The 13,089-nt window shown below is 72.4% G+C and carries 12 protein-coding genes and 1 pseudogene; 5 read left to right on the forward strand and 8 right to left on the reverse strand.

Annotation, left to right across the window (positions count from 1 at the left end):
- The 4 genes and pseudogenes from NCC78_RS16860 to murJ form a co-directional block, all read right to left on the reverse strand.
- Positions 1 to 472 (reverse strand): annotated as a pseudogene (locus NCC78_RS16860) (hypothetical protein); the annotation flags it as partial.
- Complete coding sequence (gene sigM / locus NCC78_RS16865) at positions 469 to 1,221, reverse strand: RNA polymerase sigma factor SigM (RefSeq protein ID WP_250795550.1); 753 nt, start codon at positions 1,219 to 1,221, stop codon at positions 469 to 471. The gene sigM and the pseudogene NCC78_RS16860, both read right to left, overlap by 4 nt.
- Positions 1,222 to 1,300: 79 nt before the next feature.
- Positions 1,301 to 2,905: a protein kinase family protein gene (locus NCC78_RS16870; RefSeq protein ID WP_250795537.1), complete on the reverse strand. Its 1,605-nt coding sequence runs from the start codon at positions 2,903 to 2,905 to the stop codon at positions 1,301 to 1,303.
- Between the two features lie 458 nt (positions 2,906 to 3,363).
- Positions 3,364 to 5,115 (reverse strand): murein biosynthesis integral membrane protein MurJ, encoded by a 1,752-nt coding sequence (murJ, locus tag NCC78_RS16875; protein WP_250795538.1) that lies wholly within the window; start codon positions 5,113 to 5,115, stop codon positions 3,364 to 3,366.
- Between the two features lie 126 nt (positions 5,116 to 5,241).
- Between murJ and NCC78_RS16880 the strand changes: the two genes are divergently transcribed.
- On the forward strand, positions 5,242 to 6,702 hold the full coding sequence (locus NCC78_RS16880) for a CCA tRNA nucleotidyltransferase (protein WP_250795539.1): 1,461 nt from the start codon (positions 5,242 to 5,244) through the stop codon (positions 6,700 to 6,702).
- Positions 6,703 to 6,755: 53 nt separating this feature from the next.
- Here NCC78_RS16880 and NCC78_RS16885 read toward each other — a convergent pair whose 3' ends face one another.
- Positions 6,756 to 8,273: a flotillin family protein gene (locus NCC78_RS16885; RefSeq protein ID WP_250795541.1), complete on the reverse strand. Its 1,518-nt coding sequence runs from the start codon at positions 8,271 to 8,273 to the stop codon at positions 6,756 to 6,758.
- A gap of 29 nt (positions 8,274 to 8,302) precedes the next feature.
- Entirely contained in the window at positions 8,303 to 8,824 is a 522-nt protein-coding gene (locus NCC78_RS16890) for an NfeD C-terminal domain-containing protein (protein ID WP_250795542.1), read from the reverse strand.
- 198 nt (positions 8,825 to 9,022) lie between these two features.
- Between NCC78_RS16890 and NCC78_RS16895 the strand changes: the two genes are divergently transcribed.
- Both NCC78_RS16895 and NCC78_RS16900 read left to right on the forward strand, forming a co-directional pair.
- Positions 9,023 to 9,427 carry a hypothetical protein gene (locus NCC78_RS16895; protein ID WP_250795543.1) on the forward strand — a complete coding sequence of 135 codons (405 nt, stop codon included), beginning with the start codon at positions 9,023 to 9,025 and terminating at the stop codon, positions 9,425 to 9,427.
- A 158-nt stretch (positions 9,428 to 9,585) separates the two neighbouring features.
- Positions 9,586 to 10,071, forward strand: coding sequence for a methylated-DNA--[protein]-cysteine S-methyltransferase (locus NCC78_RS16900; RefSeq protein ID WP_250795544.1), 486 nt, complete (start codon positions 9,586 to 9,588; stop codon positions 10,069 to 10,071).
- 233 nt (positions 10,072 to 10,304) lie between these two features.
- On the opposite strand, the gene NCC78_RS16905 is transcribed toward NCC78_RS16900, so the two are convergent.
- Positions 10,305 to 11,384, reverse strand: a complete 1,080-nt coding sequence (locus NCC78_RS16905) for an inositol-3-phosphate synthase (RefSeq protein WP_250795545.1) — start codon at positions 11,382 to 11,384, stop codon at positions 10,305 to 10,307.
- Positions 11,385 to 11,407: 23 nt separating this feature from the next.
- Positions 11,408 to 12,046: a PadR family transcriptional regulator gene (locus NCC78_RS16910; RefSeq protein ID WP_250795551.1), complete on the reverse strand. Its 639-nt coding sequence runs from the start codon at positions 12,044 to 12,046 to the stop codon at positions 11,408 to 11,410.
- 173 nt (positions 12,047 to 12,219) lie between these two features.
- Between NCC78_RS16910 and NCC78_RS16915 the strand changes: the two genes are divergently transcribed.
- Together NCC78_RS16915 and NCC78_RS16920 are read left to right on the forward strand one after the other, a co-directional pair.
- Entirely contained in the window at positions 12,220 to 12,684 is a 465-nt protein-coding gene (locus NCC78_RS16915; RefSeq protein WP_250795547.1) for a DUF5318 domain-containing protein, read from the forward strand.
- A gap of 197 nt (positions 12,685 to 12,881) precedes the next feature.
- On the forward strand, positions 12,882 to 13,089 hold a 208-nt coding region (locus tag NCC78_RS16920), incomplete at its 3' end, for a hypothetical protein (protein ID WP_250795548.1).

Consider the following 13,089-nt stretch of genomic DNA (forward strand, 5'->3'; position numbering starts at 1 on the left):
GCCCGGTTCCGCCGAGTGGCTGCGCCGGCACCGGGCCGCTCCGGCCCGTTCCGCCGGACCCTGGATCTGCGTCGACGGGGTCCCTGCCCGAGGGGTCGGTCGCGGCCGGCGGGAGATTGTCGAAGGCGAGCGCATCCGCGCCTGCGTCGGCCGACGTCGCCTCGTCGGCGAGCGGGTGGCCGGCGGCGCCGGTGGCCGACGCGCGGGAGTCGGCCGACGCGGCGTGGGCGAGTGCGGCGACGATCCGGTCGGTGACGGCCGCGGGCATCTCCGGCCCGGGTTCACCCCAGGCCGCGAGGTCGGCCCGGACGCCCGCCACGGCCGGGGCCAGCAGGGTGTACGCCTCGACCCAGGCCGGTTCCTCGTTGACCAGTCGGGCGACGACCCTCTCCTGCGGGGTGCCGTCCAGCGCCCCGCCGAGATAGTCGGCGAGCAGGTCGTGGTCGACCTCCCTGAACCGCCCGGCGCTCACGCGTCCTCCTGGTTGGCATCCCGTCGGGCCCGCCCCGACCCCGATCCGACGCCCTCGGGCGGCCGTGGGTTCCCCCGGGTGACGACCGGCACGTCCGGGTCGCCCGGCGGGGTGGGGCCGGTCGACTGCGGGCCCGGCGGGGCGGGACGTTGGCGCAGGTGACCGAGGAGCGTCGCCAGGCGGGCCCGGCCCCGGGCGCACCGGCTCTTGACCGTCCCCTCGGCGACGCCGAGGATCACGGCCACCTCGGCGACCGGGTAGCCCTGCACGTCGACCAGGATCAGCGCGGCCCGTTGCTCGATCGGCAGCGTGGCGAGGGCCTGACGGACGACGAGCGCGGTGTCGTGGTCCTGCACCGGAGCCGCCGGTTCGACGCCGCCGGTGGCGCCGTCGGTGTCGCGGATGCCGTCCGGCAGCGGCACGGTGGGATGTGCCTGCCGGCGGCGGATCCGGTCCAGGCAGGCGTTGACCACGATCCGGTGCAGCCAGGTGGTGACCGCCGAGTCACCGCGGAAGCGGGCGGCGGCGCGGTGGGCGGAGAGCAGCGCGTCCTGGAGGGCGTCCGCGGCCTCCTCGCGGTCGCCGAGCGTACGCAGCGCGACCGCCCAGAGCCGGTCCCGGTGCCGGTGGAAGAGCTCGGTGAAGGCGTCCGGGTCGCCGGCCACGTGGGCGTGCAGCAGTTCCAGGTCCCTCGCCGCCCTGCCCACGGGTGGGGACGAAGCGACCGGTGGGCCGCTCTCGCCGCCCACCGGCCCACTTCCCGTCCGCTCGCCGCGCACGCCCGTCACCACGTCCGGCGGATGCGGTGCCAGGGTCGCGGCGGCCGGCTCACGACCCCTGGACCTTGATCTCCTGGACGCCGAGCTTGAACCCGCCGTCGCTCGGGGGGAGTTCGGTGATCCAGAAGAGCAGGTAGCGGTACTTCTCGTCGGCGTTGAAGCCGCTGAAGGTCATCGTCGTGGCGTCGTGCTCCTGGAAGGACTGGATCGTCTTCCGCTGGTATTCGGTGAGCAGGTTCTTGTCGCCGGTGGACGTGGACGGCTGGTCGTTGGTGCCGGCGAGAAGCTGGGCGGAGGCGCCCCGGGCGGAGAGGTAGACCTGCACGGACTTCACGGTGTGCTGGTCGCCGAGGTCGATCCAGACCCCCATGCCCCGCTTGATGTTGCCGAAGTTGGCGGCCCGCTTGTAGGTCTGGGTCTCCCAGCCGTCGTACTCGTCGCCGTCCATCACCTTGTCGGCGTCCCGGACCTCGGCCCGGTCCCTGCTGTCCGGGTCGATGATCCGGGCCTGGCTGATCTTCAGCGTCCGTACCGTGACGGCGGCTGGGGTGGCCTCGCCGACGGGTGTGCTCGACGTCGGCGCGGCGACCGGGTTGGTCTTCGGGTCCTTGTCGTCGCCGCCCAGCGCGCTGATGCCGATCAGCAGGCCGACCAGGGCGACCGCCAGCAGGCCGGCGATGCCGATGGCGACCTTGCGGCCGCCGGCCGCGGTCAGCGGGGACGGCTCCTCGTCGGGGTCGGCGGCGAAGCGCAGCGGGCCGGTGTTGTCGAGGAAGTGCTCCTCGGACGGCACGTCGAGCCGGGCGAGCTCGGCCGCGAGCACGTCCGACGACGGCGGCGCGATCTCGGGGTCGAGCAGGTCCATGGTGAGGTCGTCGAGGTACGCCGGCACCCCCGCCCGCACCTGCCGGGGAGCGGCGATCCCGCCGGCGGCGTCCCGGACGGCGTCGGGGATGGCGGCCCGGCCGTGGCCGGCGGTGGCGCCGTGCAGCGGAGCCTCGGCGTGCGGCCAGTGCCCGGTCAGCGCGAAGTAGAGGATCCCGCCGACCGCCCGGATGTCGTTCTCCTGGCTGTCCGCGCCGTCGGTGCGCGCGTCGGCCAGCACGACCCGGCCGTCGTCGCTGATCATCACCGTGCCCGGGTGGACGTTGCCGTGCACCATGTCGGTGGCGTGCACCGCGGCGAGGGCGCTGGCCACGGCGTTGCCGACGGCGGTGGCCCGGGCCGGGTCCAGCGGACCGTCGGCGACCAGCTCCCGCAGGGACTGCCCGTCGACCCACTCGCGCACCACGTACGCGCGATCCGCCTCGTCGATGGCGTCGTAGACGCCGACCAGGTTGGGGTGGATGACCCGGCTCGCCGCGACGGCGGCCTGGAGCATCTCGGTGGCGGAGTCGCCACCCGGATAGCGGAGCACGACCGCGACGGGACGGCGCAGGATGACGTCGACCCCGCGCCAGACCAGCCGGCCCGCACTGTCGTTGTTGATGTGCTCGACCAGCTCGTAACGCTCGGCGAGGATCTCACCGGCCGTGGGAGCACCGAAGGTCATGACCTGCGGAGCGCTCTCCTCCGCCTCCTGACCCTCGCCGACCTGGGTCACCCGTCCTCCCTCGGTGATCGTGTCGATCGATGGACCCGCGCTGCTGGGCATGTGGCTTCCCGCTCTGCCTTCGAAGGAACCGGCCGGCCGGTGTCGGCGCGGAGCGCCGGCGCCTGCCGTACCCGTCGAGAGCGACCTTACCCGGGTTGGCGGTCTCCCCGACATGTCATCTTCCCGCCGCACCCGGGCGGGGTGCCGGCAGTGGATGAACTCGTCCGGTTACGACCGTTGTCAGCCACGTTGCTGGCACATGTACTAGCCAATCTAGAGGTTGACCGCAAGTGCTCACCGGAGGGGCCGGACCGGCGCGGCGGCTGCGCCGACGCTCCCCGGTTTCCCGACGACCCGTCCGCCAAGCTCAGCCGTACGGTTGGTTATCCACAGGCCGATTTGGTGCGTGAGCGGTGAATCGCGGAGTTGTCCACAGGCGTATCCCCAGTCTGGTGATCCTCGTTCACGCAGCGTGCGGACGTCCCCTTCGGGCTCCCGGCGGCCCGGATCGGGACCGTTCAGCGGCCGATCCGGCGGCGGACCATACCGACCACCTCGGTGATCTCACTGATCCGCAGCACCATGGCCAGCCCGAGGTAGGTCCCGGCGATCACCGCACCACCCACCACCAGCTGCACGATCGCCTCCAGCCGGCTCGGCGTGTCGTCGCCGGGCAGCAGCTTCACCACGAGCAGGCCGACCAGCGCCGCGCCGAGCGCGGCCACCGCGACCCGGCCCAGCGTCCGCAGGATGGCGCCGAGGCCGATCCGGCCGACCCGGGGGCGGAGCAGCCAGGCCGACGCCACGGCGGCGGCGAGGTACGAGACGGCGTTGCCGATCATCATGCCCGAAGCCGCGAAATTCGCGGAGAAGGCGGCGAAGAGCGCGATCTGCACTCCCGCCCGCAGGGCCACCACCGGGATGTTGACCAGTGCCGGGGTGCGGGTGTCCGGCAGGGCGTAGAAGGCGAAGGTGAAGAGCTGGCTGACCGCGAACGGCACCAGGGCGACGGCGGCGAAGAAGAGCACCGGGGCGGTCGACTTCGCGTTCTCCGCGGTGAAGGCGCCGTAGCGGAAGAGCGTGAAGGCGATCGGGGTGGCCAGCACTGCGTAGCAGACCGCGATCGGGGCGAGCACCGCGGAGACGGTCCTGGTGCCCCGGGACAGGTCGGCGGCGACGTCGGCGTACCGGCCGTCGGCGGCGGCGGCGCTCATCCGGGGCATCAGCGCCGTGATGATCGAGACGGCGATGATGCCGTGCGCCATCATCAGCAGCAGGAACACGTTGTTGTAGATCAGCGGCCCGGCGGCTCCCCGGCCGGTCCGGCTGAGCAGGTTGAACACCACGATGAGGCCGAGCTGGCTAACCGCCACGTAGCAGAACATCCAGGCCCCGAGCCGACCCAGCTCGCCCAGGCCGAGGGCGCGGAAATCGAACCGGAAGCGCCAGCGGAAACCGACCTTGCGCAGCGCCGGCAGCAGCCCGGCGGCCTGGACGCCGACACCGAGCAGGGTGCCGCCGCCGATCAGCAGGATCCGCCCTGGGGTCATCTGTCCGGGTTCGAGGATGTCCGCGCCGAAGATCAGCAGGTAGAGCCCGGCGGTGCCGATCACCACGAGGTTGTTCAGGATCGGCGCCCACATCGGCGCGGCGAAGTGCCCCCGGGTGTTGAGCACCGCGCTGATCAGCGCGCTGAGGCCGGTGAAGAAGATCATCGGCAGCATCAGGTAGGCCAGCTTGGTAACCAGGTCCTGGTATGCGACGTCGGACTGGTCGCTGGCGTACAGCCAGGTCAGCACCGGCGCGATGGCTACCGCCAGCAGCGCCGCCGCGCCGAGGGCCACCACCGCGAGGGTGAGCAACCGCTGGGTGTACGCCTGACCGCCGTCCGCGTCCGCCTTGCGCCGGCGCACCAGCACCGGGATCAGCACGCTGGTCAGGATGCCGCCGAGCAGGAACTCGTAGACCATGCCGGGCAGGATCTGCGCCGTGGTGTACGCGTCGCCGACGGCGGAGCCGAGCGCGGCGGTGATCGCCAGCGTGCGCAGAAACCCGGTACCCCGGCTGACCAGGCTGCCGATCGCCATCACCGCGCTGTTGGTCGCGGCGCTGGCCTCGCCGACCTGCTCCTGCGGCGGCGCGGTCGACTCCATGGCCGGCTGGTTCAGCGGCTCGGCGGAGATGAACGTGGCGCCGTCCGAGGGCCGGTCGCCGCCGGGCGCGCCGCCGCCCTCTGCGGCGTTCGCGCTGCGGTAGAGGCCGCCGCCCATCTGTCGCCTCCAAGGTACGTCGGGGGCCGGGCACCGGCCCGCACGTCACAGACCATAGTCAACCGCCGTCCGATACCCGCGCCCGGCGGACCACATCCCCGCCCGGACCGATAGGCTGGCGATCCCATGTCCGAAGCCTCCGCTCCCCACGCCGCCGACCGCCGCGAACTCACCGCCGCGCAGCGCAACGCCGTCGCCGAACTGCTCCGGGTCTCCCCGGTCGCCGACGAGTTGGGCCGCCGGTTCGCGAAGGCCGGTCACGAGCTGCACCTGGTGGGCGGTTCGGTACGCGACGCCCTGCTCGGCCGGCTCGGCGACGACCTCGACTTCTGCACCGACGCCCACCCGGACGAGACGCTGCGGGTCATCAAGGGCTGGGCCGAGTCGATCTGGGAGACCGGTCGGGAGTTCGGCACCATCGGCTGCCAGCGCGACGGGCTCCGGCTGGAGATCACCACCTTCCGCGCCGAGGCGTACGACCAGGTCAGCCGCAACCCGATCGTCGAGTACGGCACCGACCTCGCCGAGGACCTGAAGCGGCGCGACTTCACCATCAACGCGATGGCCGTCAGCCTGCCCGAGCACCGGTTCACCGACCCGCACGGCGGCCTGGACGACCTCGCGGCCAAGGTCATCCGTACCCCGGGCACGCCGCGCGAGTCCTTCGGCGACGACCCGCTGCGGATGCTGCGGGCGGCTCGGTTCGCCGCCCAGCTGCGCTTCGCGGTGCACCCGGACGTGCACACGGCGATGATCCGGATGGCCGCCGACCTGGACCGGATCACCGCCGAGCGGATCCGCGACGAGTTCACCAAGCTGCTCTGCGGTGCCGACCCGATCACCGGCCTACGGCTGCTGGTCGACACCGGGCTCGCCGATCGCTTCCTGCCCGAGCTGGCCGGGCTGAAGCTGGAGATCGACGAGCACGCCCAGCACAAGGACGTCTACGAGCACACCCTCACCGTGGTGGACAACGCCGTCTCGTACGAGACCGAGGGGCCGGACTTCGTGCTGCGGATGGCCGCGCTGATGCACGACGTCGGCAAGCCGGCGACCAAGGCCGTCGGCCCGGACGGCCGGGTCAGCTTCCACCACCACGAGGTGGTTGGCGCCCGGCTGACCAAGGCCCGGCTGAAGGCGCTGCGCTATCCCAAGGACGTGACCGCCAAGGTCACCGCGCTGGTCGCGCTGCACCTGCGCTTCTACGGCTACGGCCGGGGCGAGTGGACCGACTCGGCGGTGCGCCGCTACGTCGCGGACGCGGGTGACCTGCTGCCGCGGCTGCACAAGCTGACCCGGTCGGACTGCACCACCCGCAACCGCCGCAAGGCGGCCCAGCTCGCCGCCGACTACGACGCGCTGGAGGAGCGGATCGCCCGGATCGCGGCCGCGGAGGACCTGGCCCGGGTCCGCCCCGACCTGGACGGCAACGCGATCATGGAGCTGCTCGGCGTGCCGCCGGGGCCGGTCGTCGGGCGCGCCTGGAAGCACCTCAAGGAGCTGCGCCTGGAACGCGGCCCGCTGGACCGCGACGCCGCCGAGGCGGAACTGCTGCGCTGGGCCCGTGACGAGGGCATCGTCGAGTAGCCCGGAACGCGACACAGGGCGCCGCCCCCACCCGGGGATGGCGCCCTGTCGCGTCAGCGGGTCTCGACCGCCGTGGCGTCGACCGGCGGCTTGCCGTTGCCCGGGGTCGACGACGCCGAGCCGAGCCTCGCCAGCAGGCCCGCCAGGTCGACCCCGGTCAGGTCGCTGCCGAGCTGGAGCCCCTGGGCCACGTTGCCCGCCACCGACCTGGTCAGCGACGAGGCGCCGTCGGTGGAGATGACGGTCATCTTGTCGATCGCGCCGATCGGGGCGCTGGCCGCCTCGACGACCTGCGGCAGCACCTTGACCAGCAGGTCCAGCACCGCCGCCTCCCCGTACGTCGCGAAAGCCTCGGCCTTGCGGGCCATCGCGTCGGCCTCGGCCTGGCCCTTGGCCAGGATGGCCGCCGCCTCGGCCTGCCCCTCCCGCTCGACCGCCTCGGCGATGGCGGAGCGGCGGCGCTGCTCGGCCTCGCCCTCCTTGGCGCCCTCGATCGCGTTGGCCTCGGCCAGCGCGGCCCGGCGGGCCCGCTCGCCCTCACCGGTGAGCCGGGCCTGCTCGGCGACGGCCTGGGCGGCGGCGATGACGGCCTGGCGCTGCGCGTCGGCGTTCAGCACGGCGGCGTTGCGGGCCGCCTCGGCCTCCTGCTCCACCTTGTACCGGGCCGCGTCGGCCGGCTTGCGCACCTCGGTGTCGAGCTGGCGCTGCTTGAGCTCGGCATTGCGCTCGGCGACCTTCTGCTGCTCGGAGAGGATCGCCTGGTCCCGCTCGGCCTGGGCCAGCGGCCCGGCCGCGGCCGACCTCGCCTTGGCCGCGTCGATCTCCGCCTGGATTCCGGCCTGCTTCAGCGACAGGTTCCGGTTCGCCTCGGCGATCGCCTCCTCGGCGAGCAGCCGCTCCTGCTCGGCCTGCTGCCGGGCGCGCGCCTCGGCGATCGCCGCGTCCTTGAGCACCCGGGCGGCCTCCGGCCGGCCCAGGTCCTGCAGGTAGGAGCCCTCGGCCAGGATGTCCTGGAGCTGGAAGGTGTCCAGCACCAGGCCCTGGTTGGTCATCGAGTGCTCGGCCTCCTCGGCCACGGCGCTGGCGAACGCCGCCCGGTCCCGGATGACCTCCTCGACGGTGAGCCGGCCGACGATCGAGCGCAGCGCGCCGGCGAGCACCTCCCGGGTGAAGTTGTCGATCTCGTCCTGCTGGTGCAAAAAGCGCTGGGCGGCGGCGCGGATGGCGTCCTCGGTGCCGCCGACCTTGACGATCGCGACGCCGTGCAGGTCGGCGCGGATGCCCTGCTTGCTCACCGCGCCCCGGATGCCGACGTCGATCCGCCGGCTGGACAGGTCGAGCGACTGGAGCTTCTGCACCACCGGCAGGACGAAGACCGACGCGCCGAGCACGACCTTCTGCCCGGACATGTCAGTCGATCGGCCGCCGTCGGCGGTCTGCGTGGTGCGGCCCTTGCGGCCGGTGACGATGAACGCCTCGTTCGGCCCGGCGACCTTGATCCGGGAGAGCACGAAGAACACGAGCAGGAGGACGAGGAGGACCGCGCCGCCGATGGCGATGAGGAAGGGCATGTAACCGTCCTGATTCTTGATGAGGGGGTTCAGTAGGTCTCGACCTGGACGCTGGTCTCGCTGAGCGCCTCGACCACGAAGATCTGGGCGCCGACCGGGATCGGGCGGTCGGCGCGGGCGTTGAGCTTGACCGGCTGGCCGGCCACCCGGACCCGGACCTCGCCGTAGCCGTCGGCGGGCACCGGGGTGACCACCAGGCCGAGCGCGCCGACCAGGTGGTCGCGGGTGGGGGTGGGGTCGGTGCGCATGTCGCGGGCCGCCCGGCTGAGCCGGGACGCCGCCCAGGCGGTGGGCACGGCCGCCACGACACCGCCGGCCACCGCCAACGCGATCATCGCGGGGGTACGCCCACCGACCAGCTCGTTGACGATCGCGGCACCGAAGCCGAGCGCCCCGGTGAACCCGGCGACCGCCTCGACCGACACGGGGCCGTCGATGTCCGGGTTGCCGAAGTGGAGGAGTTCGGTGCCGAGCAGGGCGAGCGCCAGCACCGCGACGCCCGCCGCGCCGATGATGAGAAAGATCAGTGTCCCCGTGGCCACGACCCGCACGGTATCGATTCCCCGCAACGTTTCCCGGGCGCCGACGTCGCCGTGCGCCCGGCGCGGCCCGACCGATCTCGCGATCGACCCGGCCTCGCGGGAGCGGTGCCGTTCCCGCTCCGGACGATCGCTGCGCCGGCCGCCATCTAGCTGTTGACAAGATTGCGCCGGAACGCCAATCTTGTCAGTGACAAGACGGAGGTGCCCATGTCCTCGGCAACCCTGACCACCGCCGGCATCCTGCTGATCACCGTCGTGACGGTCGCGTACGGCGGACTGACCCTGCTCATGCACCTCACCCGCCGCCGGGCCGGCTACCTGGACAATCCCGTGCGCCGGGGGCTCTGGACGGCCGGGCACGCGCACGCCGGGGTGCTGGTGCTCTTCGCCCTGGCCGTGCTCCCCTACGTGGACCACGCCGACGCGTCCGACGGCACCCGCACACTGATCCGCACGCTGTTCGTGGCCGCGCCGATCCTGATGCCGCTCGGCTTCTTCCTCTCGGTGGTCCGCCCGCAGGACACCAAGCCCAACAAGCTGATCTGGCTCACCGTGGCCGGCGGCGCCAGCCTGAGCGCGGGTGCCCTGCTGCTGGGCTTCACCCTGCTCTGAGCGCGCTGCCGGTCCGGCCCCCGCCGCTGTGCGGGCTCCGCCCGCCCCGCGCGGTGCGCCCCGGTAGGCCGGCTGGTCTGCGCCGCCGGGTGTCGGGGCGCTGCCTCTCCGGGATCCCGGCTGGGCGGGAGTGTCGTCCGGCGGTGGACAATGCGGGGATGCGCTGGACCGTGCTCGACTCGCCGATCGGCGAGTTCTCCGTGGCCACCGACGACGGCGGCGTGCGCGGGACGCACTTCGGCCGGATCGCGTCGGCCGCCGACGAGCCGGGCGACGAGCTGGCCCGGCGGGCGGTTGAGGAACTGCGGGCGTACTTCGCGGGGAAGTTGACCGAGTTCGGCGTGCCGGTGGCGGCGCCGGGCGGCTCCGACTTCGAACGGGCCGTCTGGCGGGAGATGACCCGCATCCCGTACGGGGAGACGCTCACCTACGGCGAGGTGGCCCGCCGGGTGGGGGACCCGGGCGCCGCCCGGGCGGTCGGGGTGGCCTGCAACCGCAACCCGGTGCCGGTGATCGTGCCCTGCCACCGGATCGTCGGGGCGGGCGGAAAGCTCGTCGGCTTCGGCGGTGGGCTGCCGCGCAAGGTGCGGCTGCTGGAACTGGAGGCCGGGGTCGCCCTGCGCCGCGCCTGGTCCGGCGGCTGACCACTCACCGTTCGGCCGCGCCGGGCGATCCCGCTCAGGCACCCGGGCGCCGGTCCGGTCTCGGCGACTCCGCCGGTCCGCGTCGCGGCTGTCGCCGCCGGTCCGCGTCGCGGCTGTCGCCGTACCCCGGGATGCCGGTCCGACACGCGGCGAGGGCCGGGTCCCTGCGGACCCGGCCCTCGGCGGTGGTACGTGCGGGCGTCAGCCCGCCCCGATCGTGCGGCGTCGGCGCGTCAGCGCTCGACCTCGCCCTTGATGAACTCCTCCACGGCCTGGTGGGCGTCGTGGTCGGCGTACTGCACGGGCGGGGACTTCATGAAGTACGACGAGGCCGACAGGATCGGGCCGCCGATCTTCCGGTCCAGCGCGATCTTCGCGGCGCGGACTGCGTCGATGATGACACCGGCCGAGTTCGGGGAGTCCCACACCTCGAGCTTGAGCTCGGCGTTGAGCGGGGTGTCGCCGAAGGAACGGCCCTCCAGGCGGATGTACGCCCACTTGCGGTCGTCGAGCCACGGCACGTGGTCCGACGGGCCGATGTGCACGTCGCTCTTGCTCATCTCGTGCGGGATCTGGGACGTGACCGACTGGGTCTTCGAGATCTTCTTCGAGACCAGGCGGGTGCGCTCCAGCATGTTCATGAAGTCCATGTTGCCGCCGAAGTTGAGCTGGTACGTGCGCAGCAGCTCGACACCGCGGTCCTCGAAAAGCTTCGCCAGCGCGCGGTGCACGATGGTGGCGCCGACCTGGCTCTTGATGTCGTCACCGACGATCGGCAGGCCCGCGTCGGTGAACTTCTGGGCCCACTCCGGGTCGGAGGCGATGAAGACCGGCAGGGCGTTGACGAACGCGCAGCCGGCGTCGATCGCGGCCTGGGCGTAGAACTTGGCCGCCTGCTCGGAGCCGACCGGCAGGTAGCAGACGACCACGTCGACCTGCGCGTCACGCAGCGCCCGGGTCACGTCGACCGGGGTGGCGTCGGACTCCTCGACGATCTCGCGGTAGTACTGGCCCAGACCGTCGAAGGTCGGACCGCGCTGCACGCTGACGCCGGTAGGCGGCACGTCGCAGAGCTTGATGGTGTTGTTCTCGCTGGCGACGATCGCCTCCGCGAGGTCCATGCCCACCTTCTTGGCGTCCACGTCGAACGCCGCGACAAACTCCACGTCCGAGACGTGGTAGTCGCCGAAGGTGACGTGCATGAGACCCGGGACGCGGTCGTTCGGGTCGGCATTGCGGTAGTACTCCACGCCCTGAACCAGGGACGAGGCGCAGTTCCCCACACCGACGATGGCGACGCGGACGGAGCCCATAGCGTCTGCCTCCTTCTTCTTCATCACGGCCGCTCTTTCCTGGACTCTCCAGGCGGAGGCGGGCTGTTGTCTTCTCGTCGGCCGCCGGCCGTCCCGAGTTGCGGGACCGTCGGGGCTCGGCCGGAGCGCTCGTTGGCGATGAGCTCCTCCAGCCAGCGGACCTCGCGCTCACAGGCGTCGAGGCCGTGGCGCTGCAGTTCCAGGGTGTAAGCGTCGAGGCGCTCGGCCGCCCGGCCCAGCACGTCGCGAAGCCCTTCGCGGCGTTCCTCGATCTTGCGTCGGCGACCCTCCAGGATGCGGAGGCGGGTCGCCTGGTCGGTCCGGGCGAAGAACGCGAAGTGCACACCGAAGCCCGTGTCGTCGTACGTCTCGGGCCCGGCCTGCGCGATCAGTTGGGCGAAGCGTTCCTTGCCCTCCGCGGTGATTTTGTAGACCACCCGACCACGTCGGCTGGTCAACGCGGGGACCTCCTCGGCGGTCACCGGTGCCTCGGCGGCCTCGGTGATCCATCCCGCCGCCTGCAACCGGCGCAGGGTCGGGTAGAGCGAGCCGTAGCTGATCGCCGCCCGGATCGCGCCGAGCTTGGCGGTCAACTCCTTGCGCAGCTCATAGCCGTGCATCGGAGACTCCTGCAGGAGGCCGAGGATGGCGAACTCGAGCACGGCCATCCCCTCTCTACCCTCTACGTGGAGCGGTAACCGCCGCGATGTATCGGACCGATACATCGCACGCTAGCGGATCACCGTGATCAGGGCAAACCCCCGTTCCGGGTTCCCACGCTCACGGATTGTCACCGTGGTCGCCCCGTCCGACGAGACCGCGTACCCTTCTCCGCATGCGTACGCAGCGCCAGGTCGTCGACTACTCGCTCCAGAAGCGAGCGGTGCTGCGTGAACTCCTCGCCGGCCGGGTCGGCGCGTACGACGTCTGCGACGCGTCGCCCTACCTGAAGAACGCCGCCCGCTTCCACGGCGAGCCGACGGACCAGCGGTGTCCGATCTGCCGGAGCGAGAACTTGACCCACGTCCACTACATTTACGGGGACGAACTCAAGCAGTCCGCCGGGCAGGCCCGGACATTGGCGGAGTTGCCCGTGCTGGCAATGACTCTGCGTGAGTTCCAGGTCTTCGTGGTGGAGGTGTGCCTCGGCTGTGACTGGAACCATCTCGTCGAGCAGTACCTGCTCGGCCGGGACGGGCTGGCCGGCGCCGCGGAGGGCGGGCAGGAGCAGGACTCGATGGGTGGCGCGGCCGCGCAGGGTGGGCGGGCCGGTCGGCGGAGGCGAGAGGCGCAACGGTGATCCCAGCTCGATCGGCCGGTCCCGGCCAGCGTGCGCACGCCCGGGACCACCGACGGGTCGTTGGTCTGATTGGCCCGATTGATTGGCAAAGTGACACCGGTCAGCCGGCACCCCCGTGCCGTGCCGGCAGGTGTTCCAACTCACGGCAACCCGGTGGCGGCGCAGCGGCGCCCCACCGCGACGGCAGGGTGTGAGGAATGAACTCGTACGGCGATCCCAGTTCCCAGCGTGGGCGGGCCCAGATCCCGGGCCAGCACGGCGACCCGGGTGCAGAGGCCCGCGCGAGCGGCTGGTCGGCGGCGCAGGACGGTGACGCACCAGCGGGCCGCGCCTCGGTCGCACCCCGCGGCGCGACCGGCGGCCGCGCGTCGGTCGGCGGCTCGGCCGCGGTTCCCCCGCGCGGTG

Origin of the sequence: Micromonospora phytophila (assembly GCF_023656545.1) — a bacterium.
Taxonomy (GTDB): Bacteria; Actinomycetota; Actinomycetes; order Mycobacteriales; family Micromonosporaceae; genus Micromonospora; species Micromonospora phytophila.

Excerpts from the sequence above, each read along its gene's own strand:
- NCC78_RS16870 (WP_250795537.1), bottom strand. The coding sequence starts at position 2,905 with ATGCCCAGCAGCGCGGGTCCATCGATCGACACGATCACCGAGGGAGGA.
- murJ (WP_250795538.1), bottom strand. The coding sequence starts at position 5,115 with ATGGGCGGCGGCCTCTACCGCAGCGCGAACGCCGCAGAGGGCGGCGGC.
- NCC78_RS16880 (WP_250795539.1), top strand. The coding sequence starts at position 5,242 with ATGTCCGAAGCCTCCGCTCCCCACGCCGCCGACCGCCGCGAACTCACC.
- NCC78_RS16885 (WP_250795541.1), bottom strand. The coding sequence starts at position 8,273 with ATGCCCTTCCTCATCGCCATCGGCGGCGCGGTCCTCCTCGTCCTCCTG.
- NCC78_RS16895 (WP_250795543.1), top strand. The coding sequence starts at position 9,023 with ATGTCCTCGGCAACCCTGACCACCGCCGGCATCCTGCTGATCACCGTC.
- NCC78_RS16900 (WP_250795544.1), top strand. The coding sequence starts at position 9,586 with ATGCGCTGGACCGTGCTCGACTCGCCGATCGGCGAGTTCTCCGTGGCC.
- NCC78_RS16905 (WP_250795545.1), bottom strand. The coding sequence starts at position 11,384 with ATGGGCTCCGTCCGCGTCGCCATCGTCGGTGTGGGGAACTGCGCCTCG.
- NCC78_RS16915 (WP_250795547.1), top strand. The coding sequence starts at position 12,220 with ATGCGTACGCAGCGCCAGGTCGTCGACTACTCGCTCCAGAAGCGAGCG.